This is a genomic window from Sphingorhabdus sp. EL138, from assembly GCF_900258045.1.
GTDB lineage: Bacteria > Pseudomonadota > Alphaproteobacteria > Sphingomonadales > Sphingomonadaceae > Parasphingorhabdus.
This window is the reverse complement of record NZ_OGVD01000002.1, coordinates 212,373-232,053: the sequence shown is the minus strand read 5'-3', so window position 1 is coordinate 232,053 and position 19,681 is coordinate 212,373. Positions and strand designations below refer to the sequence as shown.

Below are 19,681 nucleotides of genomic sequence, written 5' to 3'. Positions count from 1 at the left end.
AATTATGCTCGCCGTCCTCGCGGCAGGGCAGTCCCGCAGATTTGGTGATGAGGACAAGCTGACCGCGCTCCTGCATGACAGGATGCTAGGCTTTCATGCTGCTGACACCCTTACCCGTTTGGCGTTTGATCACCGCATCATCATCACATCTGATTCCGATCACCCCTGCGCAACCGGGTGGCGCCAAATGGGCTACGAAATAATCATCAATGATCAGGCCGCCGAGGGTCAGGCCACGTCGGTTCGATGCGCAGCCCGGCTGGCAGCAGAACGCAGTGTCGGAGCCCTGTATATCTGCTTGGCCGATATGCCTTATATCAAACGTCAGCATATCCGGAATCTGTCTCAGGCCTTTGAGAATCGTGACCGCAAGGCAATCGTTGGATCGGGCGACGATGACAAGATCATGCCTCCTGCAATCTTCCCGTCCAGCCAGTTTTCGGCACTTCAGAACCTTAGGGGAGATCAAGGTGCCAGAAAACTGTTGCAGACAGCCCATCTTGTATCCGCTCCGGAAGGCAGCTTGCTCGATATTGATACACCCGAGATACTGGCGATAGAAAACCGTGAAGAGATTCGCCGCTAGTCTTTAAACAGGTTCGCCGCATCCACTAACCGGATATCGTCGCGTGTCTCCAGTTGTTCCAGAAACCAATATTTGTGCCAGGCACCATAGACTATCAATATCCGCTTTCCCTGCCCCCTGAGCTGATCCAGCGCAGCAGAGACTTTTTGATAATGGGCCGCGTTGATATTCTGCCAGCCGCCAGGACCCAGATCGTTGCCGAACATCTTCTCATAGACCTGCTGCCGCTCTTTTACGGCGCTGTCATAGGCCTGGCTGTGAATGAAAAGAGGATCATCGGAACGCCCTCTGACCGCTTGACCATAAGATGCGATAGCGGCTTGATATGCAGCCCACTCTTGCGCTCGGGCCGGATCCTTTTCCAGCAGCGCCAACGCGGCACGCCGGTCATCGGCAATTTCCTGCGTCCAAGCCGCAACCGGGACCATTTCAAAACCGAGCTCTTGCCGCAGCGGAAAAACAACATCGGTCAGTTCGGGGAAGTCATCCGCCCGGCTCTCGCGGACTTCGCCAAATTTTTCGAAATTTACAGATGCCGTGGCGAAGCGCTCGGGTGGCAATTCGACCATGATTATGTCGGGATCAAATTTGACTATCGCCAACCGCAAGACCGCCAAGGAATAGTCTTCGCTGCGGCGGTGCTGACCATGAATCGCTCCGACTATGGTGACAATATTAGTGTCAGGGGATGGAGCGGGTTGTTCGGCCGGTGCGGAGCAAGCGGCAATGAAGGCCATGCAGCCGAATGTTAGCCATTTGAACAAGGAAAGCCGAAAAAACTTCACTCCGCGTCAAGTCGCCTGGCCATCCGCACGATACCATAGACCAGCGGCGGTACGAAGACGGCGGATAATATGACTTTTGCCAACAGCTGACCCGGCATGATTTTCATCAATGGCGCAACGCCGTAAAAGGCGACCGTAATGAAAATAACCGTATCAACGGCCTGACTCACGACGCCTGCAATCATACTTCGGAGCCACAGCAGTTTGCCGCTTTCCCCTCTCAGCCTTGTGATAATGAAAACATTGAGCAACTGGGATGTCCCATAGGCAATGATCCCCGCGAACATCAGCCTGGTCGACTGGTTGAGTATAATGTCAAAGGCAACGCGCTTTTCTTCTTCCCAGAATGATGCAGGGGGCAAGGCCAAAACCAGCTGGATCAATATCATCGACACAATGATGGGCACGAATCCAAAAACCACTATTCGATTGCCCGTGGCCCGACCGTAAACTTCGGCCACTGCTCCTGCCAATACCACCAGCAGAATGAATGCGAATATGCCTGCTTCCACCGCCAATGGTCCAAGCGCCACCAGCTTGTTACCCAAAATCCCCGCCAAACTCGCCATGCCGCCGTATAAAACGCAAATGACGAAAAGACCCCGAGGGATGTGCTTTGTTTCTGAAATCGCTGTCATCTTTATTGCCTAGCGCGGTCCGGATCGAAAAAAAAGCACCAAAAGTCGACCAGAAAAAGGAATCGTGACTCTCGGCCAATTTCCTCTAGGGAGGAATCGGAAGTGCTTGTGTGATGGTATAGTCAGAGGCATTTGCGGGGATATTGGTCGGTCCAAAAGGGGAATTTGTGCAAAGATTGGCGGTTTATTGCGGTGCAAGCGCCGGGGGTGACCCTGCTTTCGCCCAGACAGCAAAAAAATTGGGTCAAGTGATGGCCGAGCGTGGAATCGACCTGGTCTTTGGCGGCGGACGCCTGGGCTTGATGGGGATCATCGCCGATTCTGTCCTGGCGGGCGGAGGCAAGGTTTATGGTGTCATACCCGAAATGCTGAAAGACCATGAGGTTGCACATACCGGCCTTACCGAGCTTCATGTCGTTACATCCATGCATGAACGCAAAGCGAAAATGACTGAGCTCACCGATGGATTTGTGGCCATACCGGGCGGCATAGGCACACTGGACGAGCTATTTGAAGCATGGACGTGGAAAGCACTTGGCTATCACGGCAAACCCATTGGGCTATTGAACGTCAACGGCTATTGGGATTCGCTCACTGCATTTCTGGACAACGTCGCGGGGCACGGCTTCATGTCATCCGCTCGCCGCGAACAACTTATCTTAAGTGACGATATTGGTGACATATTGGATCAATTGACATCGGCGTACACCGGGTCGCAGGGGGAAGTAACGTGGTAAGACTGATGGGAATGGATCGCTAAATGACCGCTATTTTGACAAGCATGGCTGGCATGGCTGTGATCATCTCGCTCGCCGTCGCTCTTTCAACTGGACGGCGCAATATCCGCCTTCGTGTTGTCGCCGCGGCATTCGCATTGCAGGCCGGCATCGCTGTCCTCGTGCTTTATGTACCTGCCGGTAAAAACGTTATCGAGGCGATGTCTACGGGTGTATCCAACCTGCTCAGCTATGCAGCGGATGGTACAAATTTCATATTTGGCCCGCTCGCGACACCAGAAATGGGCGGCAACAGCTTTGCCATAGCCGCGCTGCCGGTGATCATCTTCTTCTCTGCATTGATATCCATTCTCTATTATCTTGGCGTGATGCAGTTTATCATCAAATGGGTCGGCGGCGGGATCCAGAAAGTTACCGGCATATCGAAAGTCGAATCTCTCTGCGCCGCAGCGAATATCTTCGTTGGCCAGTCCGAATCCCCGCTTGTTATCAGGCCGTATCTGGCGAAGCTCACGGAATCTCAGCTTTTTACCGTCATGAGCGTCGGGATGGCCGGTGTGGCGGGAACGATATTGGCTGCCTATGCGTCCATGGGCATCCGCATTGACTATCTGCTCGCCGCCGCTTTCATGTCAGCACCAGGCGGTATTATGATGGCGAAAATCATCATGCCGGATAATCCCGATGCCGAGGCACCGGAAGAACTGGTCGTCGCCGTTGACTATGAAGAAGAAAAGCCCGCGAATATTATCATGGCCGCGTCCATGGGTGCACAAACCGGTGTAAAAATTGCCGTTGCAGTGGGCGCCATGGTCCTGGCTTTTGTCGCTCTGGTCGCTTTGGCCAATGGCATATTAGGAGGCATTGGCGGCTGGTTTGGCCAGCCGGGCCTGAGCTTCCAGCAAATCATTGGCTACGTATTCGGTCCAATCATGTTTCTACTCGGCGTGCCATGGGAAGAGGCTTTTGCAGCCGGCGGACTTTTCGGGACCAAGGTTGTCCTGAACGAGTTTGTTGCATTCAGCGATCTCGGCGGCATGGCTGATACCCTGTCCCCGACGACAGTAGCAATCGTGACATTCGCCCTGTGCGGCTTTGCCAACTTCCTGTCGATCGCCATCCAGCTGGCGGTCACTGGTGGATTGGCCCCCAATCAACGCCCGGTAATCGCACGTCTTGGCCTGAGAGCACTGGCTGCGGGATCGCTGGCTAACCTGATGAGTGCAGCGTTGGCCGGCTTATTATTGTCGCTCGGCTAAGCTCGAGCGATTGACAAACCCATTTCGCGGAGCATCATAGCGTTATGTCGCAGAACCATGATCCCTTATCATCTATTTCACTCACCTTGGCTGATCAGGACAAGGATGCCTTTGCCGCGCGCATCGGCAATTCCTTTTCCGATTGGGGTTTTGCGGTTATTGCTGATCACGGCATCCCGGATGACTTGATCGCAAAGGCCGAACAAATGTCCCGCGCTTTTTTTGCGCTACCGGATGATGTGAAGCGGAAATATTATGTAGAAGGCGGTGGCGGCGCACGCGGCTACACACCTTTCGGAACCGAGGCTGCAAAGGATTCGGACATCCATGATCTTAAGGAGTTCTGGCATATTGGCCGGCAACTGCCGGAAGGTCACGAATTTGAACCGTTCATGAGTGCAAATATCTGGCCTGACGAAGTGGATGGCTTTCGCGATTGCTATCTGGATCTCTTCGCCGCCTTTGACCGGGCGGGGCAACGGATATTGGAGGGGATTGCGCGCTTTCTCAATTTGGATCCTGATTTTTTCGACGACACTGTGCGCGACGGTAACAGTATCTTGCGTCTGATTCATTATCCGCCTGTACCAGCAGACTCCCCGGCAGTACGGGCCGCTGCGCATGAGGATATCAATACGATCACCTTGCTCATCGGCGCAGAAGAAGCAGGGCTTGAGCTACTCGACAAACAAGGCAACTGGCGCCCGGTAACCCCAAAGCCGGGCGAGCTTGCGGTTAATATTGGTGATATGCTGCAAAGGCTTACCAACAACCGGTTGCCCTCGACGACGCACCGGGTTGTCAATCCTGCACCGGAAAGGCGTGGGCATTCACGCTATTCCATGCCCTTCTTCCTGCATTTCCGACCGGACTATCTGATAGAAACCTTGCCACAATGCGTGGATGAGGAGCACTCTGATCTCTATCGGGAGCCAATTACGGCGCATGACTATCTGATGGAACGCCTGCGCGAAATTGGATTGGCATGACCCCGAAGGTTGTCGGGATTAGCGGGGGCAGTTGTTCGGGTAAATCAACTCTCGCCGCACATATCTATGAAGCATTGGGACCAGAGCAATGTGTGATCCTGCCGCAAGACGACTATTTCTTCGGTTATGGCGATGCACCGGAAGGGAAAGGCGGTCCGAATTTCGATCATCCCGATGCCGTGGATTTTGACAAGATGTGCGCGCAATTGAGCCTGCTCAAACAGGGAGCATCCATCCAACGCCCGCTTTACGATTTTCCAACCCACATGCCTAAACTGGAAACACAGCTGACCGAACCACGCCCGATCATATTGGTCGACGGCATATTGATATTGCACCACGCACCATTGCGGCAATTATTTGATCTGTCGGTATTCGTGCGCTGCGACAGCGCCGTTCGATTTAAACGGCGGCTTGAGCGGGATGTCCGGGAACGTGGCCGAACCGCCGACTCGGTGCGCGAAGCATTCGCCAATCAAGTCGATCCGATGCATGATAAATTTGTCGAACCTTCACAGACCCATGCAGACATCGTGATAAATTCGCAACAGTCGAAAACGGCTGTTACCAGTGATTTTTCGGCAATTGTAAAATCAATAACTGATATAATTCAATAAGATAAATCAAAGCGCAGCTGATCCTGCCTGCTCTGTGCGGCAAGATTCCAACCCCTTGATAAATTGTGGATAAAAATAAATTGCTGCAATGCAAAATTTATTGGTTGCGGTTGTGACAAAACTGTCATTTTAGGCCTCTAGGGAGCTTCCAGCGACATCCGAGAAGATTGCCTTCGGCGTCTTCGACAGATGTTTATCACTGTGAAGACCAGTACGGGGAAATCGAACATGAAAATGAAATATCTTTTGGCAGCCAGCGTTGTCAGCCTTTCCACAGCAGGCCTGCTAGCCACACCAGCCGCCGCGCAGCAAACAACATCCGGCTTTGATGGAACGGTTCTTGATGAAACCGGTTCCCCGATAAGCGGTGCGACGGTTGTTATTACCGACACCCGCACAGGCGCGAAACGGACATTGACGACCAGCTCAGACGGCTCTTTCGGTGCCAGCAGCCTGCAAACGGGTGGTCCCTACTCTGTAACTACTACTGCTGCGGGCTTTGAAGGTCAGACCGTAGAAAACGCATTTATCAATTTGTCGGGTGAAACTTCACTGACCTTCACTTTGACCAGCAGCGCCGATGAAAACATCATTATTGTATCCGCGCAACGCGCCAACGTTACACAACTCGCGATCGGCCCAAGCCAAGCGTTCAACCAAGACGTATTGGAAAGCGTCCCAACAATTAACCGCGACATTCGTGACGTAATCCGAATTGATCCGCGCGTCAGTTTGAGCCGCGAACAAGGCGGCACAGTGGACCGCGTTACCTGCTTGGGCGCAAATGACCGCGCTAACACATTTACGGTCGATGGCATCGTTCAAGCCGACACTTTCGGCTTGAACGGTACACCCTTTGCTTCACGTAATTCGCTCCCGTTGCCTTTCGATTCCATCAAAGAAACATCTGTCGAACTTGCCCCATTTGACGTAGAATATGGCCAGTTTACCGGTTGTGCCATCAACGTTGTAACCAAATCAGGCTCCAATGATTTTCATGGCACGGCGTTTTTTGAGTATCAGGATGATGGGCTGACCGGTGATACTGCTGGTGGTATATCTGCCCCACCATCTTCTTTTAACAACAAGCGTTGGGGCGCTACACTGTCCGGCCCGATTGTCGAAGATAAGCTGTTTTTCCACGTTGGCTATGAGCAAGCTGAGTTCTCTGGTGTTCCGGTAACAGATGGTCCGATTGGCGCAGGCTATCCAAATGTTCAGGAATTCATCGATGTAGACACGTTTAATGAAATCGCCGGCATTATCGAAAATACCTACGGCATAGCAGTAGGTCCACTGGTTCGTACGAACCCGGAACGCAATGAGCGTTATTTTGGCCGCCTAGACTGGTTCATCAATGACGACCATCGTTTGGAACTCTCATACCAGCATCTCAATGAAGCCAAACAGTTTGAAGATTCGTTGGGCAGCGGCGTAGCAACCGGCCTACAGAGCTTTCGTGTCGAAGGCACCAAGTCAGACTATTTCTCTGGTCGGCTTTTCTCACAATGGACCGACAATTTCTCGACAGAGATTCGTCTATCCCGCTCTGAAATCACTGATATTCAAGACCCGATTAATGGCGGTGAAGCACAAAATGGTAACCCAATTCCGATTATCCGGGTCGGCGTAACAACACCATTTGGCTGTGATACTGACGCAGCCGGTTGCGAGACAGGCTTTTTCGAAGCCGGGCCGGGTCAGTTCCGGTCAGCTAATGATCTTCAACAAACTGTTGATCAGTTTAAGGTCAAAGGACGGCTTGAGTCTGGAGATCACACATTCACATTGGGCATAGAGGGTAATCGCGCCGATGTGTTCAACCTGTTCGCCATTAATGCGACGGGCATGTTCAATTTTGCAAATGTCGATGCTTTGCGGGCTGGTTTGCTCAATGATGGCAGATCATTCAACACCTTCTTCGGCACAGACGACTTGATTAACGGAGATACCGACGGTTTCTTGATTTCAGCGTCGAGCACGGGTGATATCAATGATGCCTCTGCTTCCTTCAAGCGTTCTATCTTTTCCATCTATGCGCAGGATGAATGGCAAGCCACGGACCAGTTGAACCTTCTTGGCGGCGTCCGATTGGATTGGTATAGTGGTGATGCACCGCGCGCTAATCCTCTTTTCCAACAGCGCTATGGCTTCACAAATGCAGTGTCTTTTGGTTCTCTTGATCCGGTAATCTTGCCTCGCTTGGGCTTCACCTACAATATGTTCAACGACGGCTTCTTTAGCAATACGCAAGTCAAGGGCGGCGTTGGCATCTTCTCGGGCGGTGATCCAACCGTCTGGTTCTCTAACGCTTTTTCAAATGACGGTTTTGCTTCAGCAATTGGTACTTTATCCAGTGCAGAGTGTGCTGGCTTGACTGCAGGTGGACAGGTCGACGTTACACCCGGTGGGGGGGCTTTTACAGGTATACCGCAGTGCGCGGTTGATGCTGCCGTCAACGCTGCGCAAGCAGGCAGGGCTTCTGTTCAATCGACAGATCCAAACTTGAAAATTCCAACTGTCTTGCGTGCCAATTTGGGCGTTGCAACACGCTTTGGTACGAATGACGGCGGTTTCTTTAGTAACTGGGGACTGAATGTTGACTATATCTTTAGCCGCAACCGGAATCCCTTCAATTTTGTAGATCTCACCTATGCAATTGATCCAAACAAAGGCTTGAACGGCTTCACCATAGATGGTCGTCCGCTTTATTCATCGATTGACGCACTAAATGTCGGCTGTGATGCGACCTTCCAGGGTAGCGGAACAACCGGTGGCTTTGTCAATGTAACCGATGCTTGTTTCAACACACGGCGCGAAGACGAAATTCAGCTCACCAATGCTGGTTCCTATAACAGCCACACAGTATCCGCAATTTTGTCGAAAAATTTCGACCGCGGACTTTTCACTGATGGTGGCAATGTTTTTGTATCTCTCGGTTATGCTTGGACAGATTCAAATAATCGCCGGGACTCATCCAGTTCAACCGCAACGTCAAACTTCACCCGTACAGCGGCATTTGATCGTCAGAATCCAAGTGTATCAACATCGAACTTTGAAATCCGTCACAACATTACCTTTGCGGCAAATTTCGAAGAGACTCTTTTCGATGATTACAAAACTGGTTTGGGCTTTTTCTTCTCGGCCCAGTCCGGCCTGCCCTACAGCGTTACATTTGACGGCAATCCAGGTTTTGACGAAATCTCGTCAAGCCGTGATGCCGGATTGCTATACATCCCGACAGGTTTGAATGACCCAAATGTGAGATTTGTTGACTTGGTTAACCGCGATACCGGTGCAGTTTTGCAAACTGCAGCTGATGCAGCGAGTGGTCTCGAGGATTTCATTTCAGCAAACAAATGTATCAGCAAATATCGCGGTCAAACCATTCCGCGTAATACGTGTAACAATGATTGGTATTATGATCTCGACATTCGCCTGTCCCAGCAGATTCCGGGACCAGGCACTTTGTTTGGTGTTGACGATCGCATCGAAATCTACGGCGTTTTTGACAATTTCCTGAACTTTATTGACTCGAATGGTAACGCACGCCGCAATCAGACATCTGATGGCCGCCTTGATTTGGTTGATGGTAGCGTTGACAGCACAACCGGCCAATACCTGATCTCAGGCTTCAATGTCGGCAGTGACAACGAAATCGATGTCCTGCCATCACGCTGGGCTATCAAAGTCGGCGTTCGCTACGAATTCTAGTCTCTGACTTCAATAGTCGGACCTAGTGAATCCAAATGACGGCGGCGCTGCAAAGCGTCGCCGTTTTTTATTTGCGTGCGACTACCACCTCCATCAGACTGGCATCACGCTGCGCTCATATCGCCAGGTTGCCCATAGCTGCTCTGCCATTCGCATCGCACCACGCAATCGCTTGGGGCCAAGCCGGGTAAAATTTTGCTCATGCTCAAGCAGCTTGCTGACCGACAACTGGTTAAAACCGGATGTCTGCAAACCGTCATGCGCGGCGATAAAGGCGGCGATTTGATCGAACCTCTTCGCCACCGAACCGTTGGGGCGTGACCGGTCGCGGGACAGCAATTCAAAACTATGTGTTACAGTTACAAAAACGGGATGATGTTCCATGTAGGCATGAACCATCGCCGCCTTCATTTCCGCCGTCGAGAGTGCGCAAATCTGGGCCGGCCTGATCGCATTTGGCCCGTCCAATATTCCGGCCACGGGCAATTCCACCACGCCGCTTTTCAAAACAGGTGCAATCTGGTTTTTTGGCACGTTGATCTTGCAATGCCGTAGGGAGGAGCAAGGCGTAAAACTTGAATCCCAGGTCAGTCCAGCAGTACGCAAAGCACGCAAGCTGTCGTCATTTGCCCCGAAATTTCCGGCCCGAAAAGCAGTGGGCGTCGGCGCGCCAGCTTTTGTTAGAACACCCGTTGCAAATTTCAACAATCGTACCTGATCCTCAAAGTCGAAATCCGCTAGGTTACGTCCCCAGCGATCTTCCACCGGCGAATCCTTTGCCCATTCCAGCCATTCCGTGTGCATATGCAGCTGCACTTCATGCCCACGCTCCACAACCGGGCCAACCATATCCGCGACGATCTGTTCACCGTAAACCAGCGCAGGCATGGGGTCGATGAAGAACACAGCTTTATGGCCATAATCGTCAAGCCTGCCCATTTGATGCACAATTCCGAAATCGCCCGCACCACAGCGCCCCAATATCGAGCCGTCAAAATTGGCGGCAGCGCTAAATCCTTGCTGGTGCAGGGCAGCAGAAAGCTCCGTGTCAACGGTCAGCATAATATTTGATACATTATGGCCCATCACTAACAGATGCCCTCGTCTTTCAACCTGTTCTGGTTTTGAAAAATCAATCGGCCGCTGCCCGGCCCATCATATAAATTCCCCCAGGTGGAATATAGACTGCAATCCGTTAGGAACCCGTTAAGCCAAGGAAGATACCGGTGCTGTAGAGGAGACGTCGGAGTCCATGATTCTCGGCGCTGAACAGCCTCTCCAGGGCGTTCCGGCCTAAAATTCCAAAGATGCTATGATGACAAGCGTGAGGCCTTGATCGGTATCCCGGTTCGAGTCGAAAAGCATGTGCTGGCATGAGCAAGCCCACCTTAAACGGCAACAGATCAACCTCATCGACAATATTTGGCTAAAAATGGAGCGGGCGAAGAGATTCGAACTCTCGACCCCAACCTTGGCAAGGTTGTGCTCTACCCCTGAGCTACGCCCGCTCGGCGCTGCTGTGACATTGGGTTATATGCTATCGTCATCAGCAGTTGAGGCGCGCGGTTAGCATGGGTTATACAGCCCGGCAAGCCCCATTTTGCAATCCATGGCTATGAAAAGTAAAAATATGCTTGGCTTTGATGGGTTCGACCCCACATAAGTTGCGATTATATTAGAAATCACCACGCGATTCCCTTGAGAAATGGTCCTAAAGCAGCGGATCTGAAACGGGGATCGGCCAAAATTATAAGGGAACGAAAATTGGCGACAGCAGGATTAACAGTGGACGAACAGAAGGCGGTTGAAGAATTTCAACAAGCCGTAGTCGCGCCCAGCATGAATAAGCTGGTGATTCTTGATTTCTGGGCCGAATGGTGTGGGCCGTGCAAAGCCTTGACGCCGGTGCTTGAGAAAGTCGCGGCCAGTTATGCCGACAAAGGTGTCATGCTCGCCAAAGTGAATGTTGATGAGAACAAGTTCATCGCATCGCAATTTCAGGTCCAGTCGATTCCCACCGTCTATGCGATATTTCAGGGGAAACCGGTCGCTGATCTGACTTCTGCGCGCACCGAAAGCCAATTAGGGCAGATTCTCGACCAGTTGCTGGAACAGCTCCCCGTCGGCGCGGGCAACGGTGAAGAGCCGAAACAAGATATTGTTCCGCTACTTGCTATGGGAGAAGACGTACTCGGACAGGGTGATGGTGAGCGAGCTGCGGGAATATTTGCGCAGATAGCGGATATGGCCCCTGACAACGCAGAGGCCGTTGGCGGATTGATTCGCGCCTTGGTCCTTGCCGACCACTTGCCCGAAGCAGAAGCCGCCTTGGCAGGTATTCCGGATGCCATGACCAGCGATCCGGCTATTGAGCGGGCCAGCTCTGCTCTGGCGCTGGCGAAAGACAAGCCGGATGATGGTGAAGCAGATGCACTGAAAGCTGCTGTTGCTGCAAATCCAAAGGATCATCAGGCCCGCTTTGATCTGGCCAGCGCCATGATTGCTTCGGGTGATCATGATGGCGCGGCGGATCATCTGCTTTCAATTATCGAGGCTGACAAGGACTGGAATGATGGTGCCGCACGGGCAAAACTGCTGTCATTGTTTGAAGTGGTCGGTCTGGAAGACGAATGGGTATCAGCCACCCGTCGCAAGCTGTCTGCGATATTGTTCGGGTAGATATGACCGAAACCAAACGCATCTCGATCTTTCCTTTGGCTGGCGCGCTGCTGTTCCCCGGCATGCACTTGCCGCTGCATATTTTTGAGGAACGTTACCGCGCGTTGATTAATGATGCCATGGCGCGTGATCGGCAAATCGGGATGATCCAGCCAAAGACAGATGGCGATGTGCCGCAGCTGTTCGACGTTGGCTGTGTTGGCAAGATTATCGACATTGAAGCGATGGATGACGGACGGTTCAATATTGTACTGGAAGGCGTTTCCCGGTTTCGGGTTATAGAAGAGCTGGACGCATCCACGGCTTTTCGTCAGGTGCGAGCTGAGATTGAAGAAAACGCTGAACAGGATGAGGTGCTGGCCAGCGCTGAACGGGCTGCGCTCGAAATAGAATCGCGCAAATTTGCCGAACTGCAGGGATATCAGGTGGATTGGGACAGTATCGGACGGCTCGATGACACCGCGTTCGTCAACGGTATCGCCCAGATTGCCCCGTTCGATGCGGCATCCAAACAGGCTTTACTGGAAATTGATGGTCTTTCGAATCGTGCAGAACTCATCATCCAGTTGCTCGAGTTCTTCGGACGGCAAGATGGTGACGAAGGCCGTGTGACGCTTCAATAATGTCTAATGTCCCGGCCGAGATATTTGATACCAAACTGCTGGAAATATTGGTTTGTCCGATGACGCGGACACCGCTGGTCTATGATGAAGCAGCACAGGAATTGATCAGCGAAGCCGCAGGCATGGCTTATGCGATCAAACAAGGCGTACCCGTCATGCTGATAGAGGAAGCGCGAAAATTATAGAAAGCTGGCCTTTATACCATCAACCACAAATTGGATCGCCAGCGCCGCCAAGATCACGCCGAGCACGCGAGTAATAACAGTTTCGACTTTCTGACCCAATATTTTCATCAACGGGCCGGCGGCCAGCATTGATACCAGCATGACCAACAGGATGGCGCCCATGGCCGCAAGCACGACCAGTTGCTCGTTCCAACCGTCGCTGCGGCCAATGAACAGCATCAGCGCCGCGATCGAGCCCGGGCCAGCGATCATCGGCATAGCCATCGGAAAAATCGACACATCCTCAATCTCTGGCGTATCGATAATTTCCTGCGCCCGGCCTTCACGGCGTTCCGTGCGTTTTTCAAACACCATTTCAATCGCAATAATGAACAGCATGATCCCGCCGGCTATCCGGAAACTGTCAAGGCTGACACCCATCGCATGGAGCAGAGCCTCGCCAAAAAAGCCAAAGATCAGCAATATTATCGTCGCAACAAATATCGCGCGAAATGCCATTGCACGTCGTTGGCGAGGACCCGCGTCGGTTGTCATGCTGGCATAAATGGCGGCACAGCCTGGCGGATCAATCGCCACGAAAAATGTGATCAGGGCAGAAACAAATAGCTCGGTCATTTGATCGGCGCCGCCACATCGTCAAAAATAACATCTTCCCATGCGCTACCATCCCACACACGCACCAATATAGACCGCGATTTGTCGGCTGAGCTTTCAGCGCTCCAGAACATGGTGCGGTCCGCAGAAAAGCCGCTTTTTATTTTCTCACCGCTAGGTGCAGCGGCAGAGGCAGTGGGCATGCCTTTGGTGCAGCTGGCCACTCTGGTCGTCACGAAATCCGGTTCTGCCAAGGGCTTGTCCAAAGGCACACCATGGTCGAAAATCCATTTCCATTCCACGTCCTTGCCGCGCTGACGCCGGCTTTCGGCATCCTGTTTTTGCCAGATAGTCGTAAAATAGCCAGTACCACCGCTTGCGCCCTGCCAAGCACCGGTTGCTACACCCATGCTGCCGTCACAGGACATGAATATTTTATGCGCCTGCCATTCTGTTGCCTGCGACGGATCCGCCTTGCCCTTTAGCCAGACTTGCGCGTTCACAAGCTCCGGCGTGAACATGATTGCATCAGCGGCTGCGGTTTCGCGAAAGGCTGTCCATTGTCCTTCTTCCCGGGCCAGCCGGGCAAAGGCCAACTCGGCTTTCACAATATCGCTGGGATTAGCGACCGGTTTGCCTGCGGCCCGCAAAAACCGCTCGCGATCATTGGGTCGACCATTACTGGCACAGCTCGCCAACAACAATGCCATTCCGAACGCTGCCAACAATCGCTTCATAAACTAAAATCCTTCAGGCTTAACCAGGCCCGCACGCATTGATGCAGCGACCAATGTATTGCGCAATAGCACAGCAATGGTCATCGGGCCTACCCCGCCCGGAACCGGCGTAATTGCACGGACATGGTCCATCGCTTCTGCTGTGGCAACATCACCTACCAGACGGCCTTTTTCCTTACCAGCCTCGGGCGCTAGCCGGTTAATCCCGACATCAATCACCACCGCGCCATCTTTGAGCCAATCGCCCTTGACCATCTCGGCGCGGCCGACCGCGGCCACGACAATATCGGCGCGGCGCACCACGTCCGGCAGATCGCGGGTCCGGCTATGCGCCATGGTGACGGTGCAGTTTTCGCGAAGTAACAGCTGCGCCATCGGCTTGCCGACCAATATCGACCGGCCAACAACCACTGCATTCAGGCCCGACAAATCGCCGAGCTGATCTTTGAGCAGCATCAGGCTGCCGAGCGGAGTACAGGGCGTCAACGCCTCTTCTCCATTAGCCAGCCGGCCGGCATTGATAACATGCAGGCCATCAACGTCCTTGTCAGGGTCAATCGCCATGACGACGGCTTTTTCATCAAGGTGACCTGGCAGGGGCAATTGCACCAATATTCCGTCCACGGCTTCGTCTGCGTTCAGTTTTTCAACCAGAGCGATCAGGTCTTCCTGTTTTGTGTCCGCTGGAAGGCGGTGTTCGAAGCTTTCCATGCCAGCGGCGATGGTCGCTTTATGCTTGGACGCGACATAGACTTGACTCGCGGCGTCATCGCCGACGAGCACTACTGCAAGTCCGGGCGCTCGCCCTGTCTGTTCCTGAAATTTCGGGACTTCGGCCTTGATACGTTCGCGAAGACTTGCGGCATAGGCCTTGCCGTTGATTATCGCCGCCCCGTTCTTGGTCATAAAACCGGAATGAGCGCCGCAGCAAGCGGAGGAATAATGGCATCCTGCAGGATAATGATCCCGATAATCACAACCATCGGGGTCAGATCAATCGATCCGAAATCCGGCATGATCCGCCGGATAGGCCGGTAAATCGGTGCCGTCAGCGCATCCAATGTCGTCCAGAGTGCCCGGGCAATGTCATTTTGCAGGTTGATAACGTTAAACGCGAGAAGCCAGCTCATAATCGCTTGCACAATGATGACGGTGATCGCGACAGTCAGCAAAATACTGATAATCTGAAACAGGGCGTAAAACATGGACCGAAACCTTTTTATCTCATGATGGCCATTAGACGATTGTGCAGCTCAATGCCAAGCTATCTATGCCAACAAATTACTGTATCAACAGTATAATACAGTTCGGAAATTAATCAACCGCTTCAAAATCATCCCGGATTAATGTGCCAGCCCCCTGACTGGTAAAGATTTCAAGCAACATCGCATGGGGCACGCGGCCATCCAGCACCACCGCTGCATCCACTCCCCTCATCACCGCATTGACACAAGTTTCCAGCTTGGGAATCATCCCTCCCGATATCGTGCCATCGCCCTGCAGACGCTTGATGTCGGTAGGGTTTAGATCAGTTAGCAATTCACCTTTCTTGTCCAGCACGCCTGCCACATCGGTCAGCAAAAACAATCGAGAGGCCCTGAGTGCAGCCGCGACGGCACCAGCCATTGTATCGGCATTGATATTATAGGTATGACCATCTTCTCCCACGCCTATTGGAGCGATGACCGGGATCATGCCGGCGGTCGATATGGTATCGACAACGCTGCGGTCTACCTTTTTGGGCTCTCCGACAAAACCAAGATCAATAATCCGTTCGATATTGCTATCTGGATCACGGGCCGTGCGGCGCAGCTTGGCGGCTTTGACAAAGCCGCCGTCTTTGCCAGAAATGCCGATGGCACTGCCGCCTGCCTTTTCTATCCAGCTCACGAGTTCCTTGTTAATAGCGCCGGACAGAACCATCTCTGCAATTTCGGCGGTTTCCTTGGTCGTCACCCGCAAGCCATCGACAAATTCGCTTTCGACCCCAACCCGCTCCAGCATTGCGCCAATTTGCGGGCCGCCGCCGTGAACCACTACCGGGTTAATCCCGACAGCCTTCAACAACACCACATCCTCAGCAAAATTGCGCGCCAGTGCCGGGTCGCCCATCGCATGGCCGCCATATTTGACGACGAAAGTCTTGCCGGCATAGCGCTGCAAATAAGGCAAAGCTTCGGTGAGTGTTTCGGCCTTTGCCAGCATGGCAGGATCCGGTGCGTGATTGGTTTGGTGGTCGGTCATGCGGTCTTTCAATCCAGCTTCATGGCAAATGCAACATGTTTATCAATTTTCAGGCGGCGCGGCGATTTTTGCGCGCGCGAGTTGCTTCACTTTATCGAGAGTCATTTTCACGTGCCCCTTTGGATCCTGTGCACTATGAACCAACGCAATTTTACTATCCTGACCAATAACATAGCTCGTTCGATTGGTGAGCGCCAATGTAGGTTCCATGCGGACTTGATAGCCATCCATCACGGCTTCATCAGCCCGCGCTACGGCAAATTTGTCGCGGCATTCCTCAACCGAGAATTTCGTCAGCGTGTCAATGTCGTCGCCGGACATACCGATGACCGTGGCACCCGCAGCCTCAAAATCAGCGGTCGCTTCTGCAAACATATTGGCCTCAATCGTGCAGCCTTGTGTAAACGCTTTGGGGAAAAAATAGAGTACAACTGGTCCATTTTCCAATTTTTCCGACAAGCTGATTTCGAACGGTTTGCCTGCCAGTGCGCCAGTGGTTTCAAAATCAGGAGCGGCGGCTCCCACTTCCAGTGGTTCTGCGTTGGCACTGCGGGAGCTATAGACATAGGCAGCCCCACCCAACAGCAGCACAGACATGACGATGATGATCCAACGGTTCATTATTCTTCCTGTTCCAGTACGGATTTGAGAGCATAAAGCTGATCGAGCGCGTCACGCGGGCTCAACGCATCAATATCCAAATCCTTCAATGCTTCTCTCAACATATCGGTTTGCTCCTCCTCTTCGGCAAGGCTTGCGGCAAATAATGGCAAATCGCCCAACCCAGCGGCAAGGCCACCTGTTTCGGCCTTGCCTGCTTCGAGTTTATCCAGAACCGACTTGGCGCGTTTCAAAACGGGTTTGGGAATACCCGCCAGCTTAGCGACGGCCAGACCATAGCTACGATCCGCCGGGCCTTTAGCGAGCTCATGGAGCAATACGAGGTCCCCCTTCCACTCGCGTGCACGGACATGATGCAAAGACATAGCATCAAGCCGATCGGCGAGCCTTGTGAGTTCGTGATAATGGGTTGCGAACAGACAGCGGCATTGATTGGTTTCATGCACGGCTTCGACCACAGCCCATGCCAGCGCTAGGCCGTCATAGGTGGACGTGCCCCGTCCCACCTCATCAAGAATGACAAAGCTCTTTTTCGTCGCCTGACTAAGAATCGTCGCGGTTTCGACCATCTCGACCATGAATGTCGAACGGCCTTGTGCGAGGTTGTCGGAGGCACCGACCCGACTGAACAAGCGATCGACCAGACTGAGGCTGGCCGAGGCAGCAGGCACGAAACCGCCCGCCTGCGCCAGGATAACGATCAATGCATTCTGGCGCAGAAAGGTCGATTTACCGCCCATATTGGGGCCGGAGACCAGCCAAAGCCGTTCATCATTGGATAAAGCACAGTCATTCGCGACAAACGGGTCGCCGGATGCACTGAGTGCCGCCTCAACCACAGGATGGCGTCCGGCTTTGATATCGAGCACATTGCCATCTGCAAATTCAGGACGGCACCACTGCCCTTCAACCGCGCGCTCGGCGAGAGCGGATGCGACATCAATCCGCGCCAGAGCATCGGCGCTGATCGCGATGGCATCCTTGCGCTGTAAAACCCGGTCGACCAGTTCCTCAAAATGCGCGGCTTCTGCGGCCAGCGCATGGGCTCCCGCCTGTGTTACCCGCACGGCTTCCTCGTGAAGTTCCGTCGAATTGAACCGCACCACACCCGCAAGTGTCTGGCGATGTGCAAAACCGGAATCTTCGGCCATCAGGCTATCGCCATGGCGCGCTGGCACTTCGACAAAATAGCCGAGAACCGCATTATGCTTGATCTTTAGCGTGTTTATCCCGGTCGCTTCTCGGTAGCGCCCTTCAAGGGTAGCAATTGCCTTGCGCCCATCAGACCCGGCACTGCGCAATTCGTCCAGCGCCGGATCATACCGGGATGCAACATAGCCGCCGTTAGTCATGTCCGTCGGCGGCGTTTCGACCAAGGCCCGTTCCAGCAAATCGACCATCGCGCCATGGCCATCGAGTGCGGGCAGCAGAGCGTTCATCAAGTCCGGCAGCGCCATATCCAGTGCCAGCTGTTCGCGTAAAAGCCGCGCGCCGCCAAGACCATCGCGAATCTGTCCGAGGTCGCGCGGGCTGCCGCGTCCCGCCGATATCCGGCCAAGCGCACGGCTGATATCCGGCATCGCTTTCAGCGCATCGCGCACAGCATCCCTGATAGCAGGCGCATCGTGAAACCATTGTACCACGCCGAGCCGAAGGTTGATCTTCGCTTCTTCAAAAAGGGGCGCAGCAAGATCGCGGCCAAGCAGGCGCGCGCCGCCCGGCGTCACTGTACGGTCGATATTGTCGAGCAAGCTGCCTTTGCGCTCGCCCGCCATCGTTCTTTCGATTTCAAGACTCGCCCGCGTGGCCCCATCGATCAGTAGATATTCGCCCGCATGGCGCTGCACCGGGGGTTTCAAAAACGGCGTATCCCCTTGGGCCGCATGTTCGATATAAGCGATCAACCCACCAGCCGCGGCCAGTTCGCTCCTCGCAAAATTGCCAAAGCCATCCAGTGTTGAAACCCCGAAAAGCACCTTGAGCTTACGCGCCGCCTGCTGACTGTCGAAATCCTCTTTAGGCCATTCGGTAGCCGCTTCCAGCCGCGCCGCCAACGAAGGGCTGCAAATAACCTCCGACGGCGCTATCCGTGACAATTCGGCGGTCAGCTCGTCACCGGAAATCTGCATCAGTTCGAAATCGCCGGTCGAAATATCGCTCGCGGCGATCCCAATTTGACCCTGCACTTCGGCAACGGCCACCAACATGTTATCCGATCGCGCATCAAGCAACGTATCTTCAGTCAACGTACCAGCCGTAACAAAGCGGATAATGTCACGTGCCACCAAAGCCTTATAACCGCCCCGTGCTTTTGCCTCCGCGGGGGTTTCAGTTTGTTCGGCAATGGCAACCTTGAAACCGGCACGGATCAGTTTCGCTAGGTAGCTTTCCGCCGCATGGACCGGCACACCGCACATCGGGATCTGCTCCCCAGCATTTTTCCCGCGCGAAGTCAGTGCAATATCCAATGCCGCTGAGGCCAGCTTGGCATCGTCAAAGAACAGTTCGAAAAAATCGCCCATCCGGTAGAACAGCAAACAATCCTGTGCCTTTTCTTTCAGCGCAAAATATTGCTCCATCATCGGCGTCAGCTTTGGCTGCGCATCAGCTTTCTTTTTCGCTTTTTTGGGCTGAACTTTCGTGGACATGACAGAAGCGATAGCGAACTATGGC

Annotated in this window: 19 protein-coding genes and 1 tRNA gene; 9 read left to right on the top strand and 11 right to left on the bottom strand. The window is 53.3% G+C overall.

Going from position 1 to position 19,681, the window contains the following annotated elements; all coding sequences use genetic code 11:
- Window positions 1-4: 4 nt before the first annotated feature.
- Entirely contained in the window at window positions 5-586 is a 582-nt protein-coding gene (locus DK507_RS04520) for a nucleotidyltransferase family protein (RefSeq protein ID WP_109355164.1), read from the top strand.
- Here DK507_RS04520 and DK507_RS04515 read toward each other — a convergent pair.
- Both DK507_RS04515 and DK507_RS04510 read right to left on the bottom strand, forming a co-directional pair.
- Entirely contained in the window at window positions 583-1,371 is a 789-nt protein-coding gene (locus DK507_RS04515) for a hypothetical protein (RefSeq protein WP_109355162.1), read from the bottom strand. The genes DK507_RS04520 and DK507_RS04515 overlap by 4 nt on opposite strands.
- Window positions 1,368-2,009 (bottom strand): queuosine precursor transporter, encoded by a 642-nt coding sequence (locus DK507_RS04510; protein ID WP_109355161.1) that lies wholly within the window; start codon window positions 2,007-2,009, stop codon window positions 1,368-1,370. The genes DK507_RS04515 and DK507_RS04510 overlap by 4 nt, the downstream gene beginning before the upstream one ends.
- Window positions 2,010-2,176: 167 nt before the next feature.
- Here DK507_RS04510 and DK507_RS04505 point away from each other — a divergent pair, with 167 nt between their 5' ends.
- From DK507_RS04505 to DK507_RS04485, 5 genes are all read left to right on the top strand, one after another.
- A complete protein-coding gene (locus DK507_RS04505) occupies window positions 2,177-2,746 on the top strand; it encodes a TIGR00730 family Rossman fold protein (RefSeq protein ID WP_109355525.1) in 570 nt (189 codons plus the stop codon).
- 23 nt (window positions 2,747-2,769) lie between these two features.
- A complete protein-coding gene (locus DK507_RS04500) occupies window positions 2,770-4,005 on the top strand; it encodes a NupC/NupG family nucleoside CNT transporter (RefSeq protein ID WP_109355160.1) in 1,236 nt (411 codons plus the stop codon).
- Window positions 4,006-4,049: 44 nt separating this feature from the next.
- Window positions 4,050-4,994, top strand: a complete 945-nt coding sequence (locus DK507_RS04495) for an isopenicillin N synthase family oxygenase (RefSeq protein WP_109355159.1) — start codon at window positions 4,050-4,052, stop codon at window positions 4,992-4,994.
- Window positions 4,991-5,611 (top strand): uridine kinase, encoded by a 621-nt coding sequence (gene udk, locus DK507_RS04490; protein ID WP_109355158.1) that lies wholly within the window; start codon window positions 4,991-4,993, stop codon window positions 5,609-5,611. Before DK507_RS04495 ends, udk begins: the two co-directional genes overlap by 4 nt.
- A gap of 228 nt (window positions 5,612-5,839) precedes the next feature.
- Window positions 5,840-9,325, top strand: coding sequence for a TonB-dependent receptor (locus DK507_RS04485; RefSeq protein ID WP_109355155.1), 3,486 nt, complete (start codon window positions 5,840-5,842; stop codon window positions 9,323-9,325).
- A gap of 93 nt (window positions 9,326-9,418) precedes the next feature.
- Here DK507_RS04485 and DK507_RS04480 read toward each other — a convergent pair whose 3' ends face one another.
- Window positions 9,419-10,411 (bottom strand): hypothetical protein, encoded by a 993-nt coding sequence (locus tag DK507_RS04480; RefSeq protein WP_109355153.1) that lies wholly within the window; start codon window positions 10,409-10,411, stop codon window positions 9,419-9,421.
- A 347-nt stretch (window positions 10,412-10,758) separates the two neighbouring features.
- A tRNA-Gly gene (locus tag DK507_RS04475) sits at window positions 10,759-10,833 on the bottom strand.
- A gap of 256 nt (window positions 10,834-11,089) precedes the next feature.
- Between DK507_RS04475 and DK507_RS04470 the strand changes: the two genes are divergently transcribed.
- The 3 genes from DK507_RS04470 to DK507_RS04460 are packed head-to-tail and all read left to right on the top strand — an operon-like array spanning window position 11,090 to window position 12,812.
- Window positions 11,090-12,004, top strand: coding sequence for a tetratricopeptide repeat protein (locus DK507_RS04470; protein WP_109355152.1), 915 nt, complete (start codon window positions 11,090-11,092; stop codon window positions 12,002-12,004).
- A gap of 2 nt (window positions 12,005-12,006) precedes the next feature.
- Window positions 12,007-12,627, top strand: a complete 621-nt coding sequence (locus DK507_RS04465; RefSeq protein WP_109355151.1) for an LON peptidase substrate-binding domain-containing protein — start codon at window positions 12,007-12,009, stop codon at window positions 12,625-12,627.
- Window positions 12,627-12,812: a Trm112 family protein gene (locus DK507_RS04460; protein WP_109355150.1), complete on the top strand. Its 186-nt coding sequence runs from the start codon at window positions 12,627-12,629 to the stop codon at window positions 12,810-12,812. The genes DK507_RS04465 and DK507_RS04460 overlap by 1 nt, the downstream gene beginning before the upstream one ends.
- Here the strand turns inward: DK507_RS04460 and DK507_RS04455 are convergent.
- The 7 genes from DK507_RS04455 to mutS form a co-directional block, all read right to left on the bottom strand.
- The gene (locus tag DK507_RS04455) at window positions 12,807-13,427 is read right to left on the bottom strand and encodes a MarC family protein (RefSeq protein WP_109355148.1); all 621 of its coding nucleotides are present in this window, start codon (window positions 13,425-13,427) and stop codon (window positions 12,807-12,809) included. The genes DK507_RS04460 and DK507_RS04455 overlap by 6 nt on opposite strands.
- The gene (locus DK507_RS04450) at window positions 13,424-14,143 is read right to left on the bottom strand and encodes a hypothetical protein (RefSeq protein ID WP_109355147.1); all 720 of its coding nucleotides are present in this window, start codon (window positions 14,141-14,143) and stop codon (window positions 13,424-13,426) included. Before DK507_RS04450 ends, DK507_RS04455 begins: the two co-directional genes overlap by 4 nt.
- Before the next feature lie 3 nt (window positions 14,144-14,146).
- Window positions 14,147-15,049: a bifunctional methylenetetrahydrofolate dehydrogenase/methenyltetrahydrofolate cyclohydrolase FolD gene (gene folD, locus DK507_RS04445; protein ID WP_109355146.1), complete on the bottom strand. Its 903-nt coding sequence runs from the start codon at window positions 15,047-15,049 to the stop codon at window positions 14,147-14,149.
- The gene (locus tag DK507_RS04440; RefSeq protein WP_109355144.1) at window positions 15,046-15,348 is read right to left on the bottom strand and encodes a YggT family protein; all 303 of its coding nucleotides are present in this window, start codon (window positions 15,346-15,348) and stop codon (window positions 15,046-15,048) included. The genes folD and DK507_RS04440 overlap by 4 nt, the downstream gene beginning before the upstream one ends.
- A 109-nt stretch (window positions 15,349-15,457) precedes the next feature.
- Window positions 15,458-16,387: an acetylglutamate kinase gene (argB, locus tag DK507_RS04435; protein ID WP_109355143.1), complete on the bottom strand. Its 930-nt coding sequence runs from the start codon at window positions 16,385-16,387 to the stop codon at window positions 15,458-15,460.
- Window positions 16,388-16,429: 42 nt separating this feature from the next.
- Complete coding sequence (locus tag DK507_RS04430) at window positions 16,430-17,008, bottom strand: peroxiredoxin (RefSeq protein ID WP_254054255.1); 579 nt, start codon at window positions 17,006-17,008, stop codon at window positions 16,430-16,432.
- Window positions 17,008-19,590, bottom strand: coding sequence for a DNA mismatch repair protein MutS (mutS, locus tag DK507_RS04425; RefSeq protein ID WP_109355523.1), 2,583 nt, complete (start codon window positions 19,588-19,590; stop codon window positions 17,008-17,010). Before mutS ends, DK507_RS04430 begins: the two co-directional genes overlap by 1 nt.
- Window positions 19,591-19,681 lie beyond the last annotated feature (91 nt).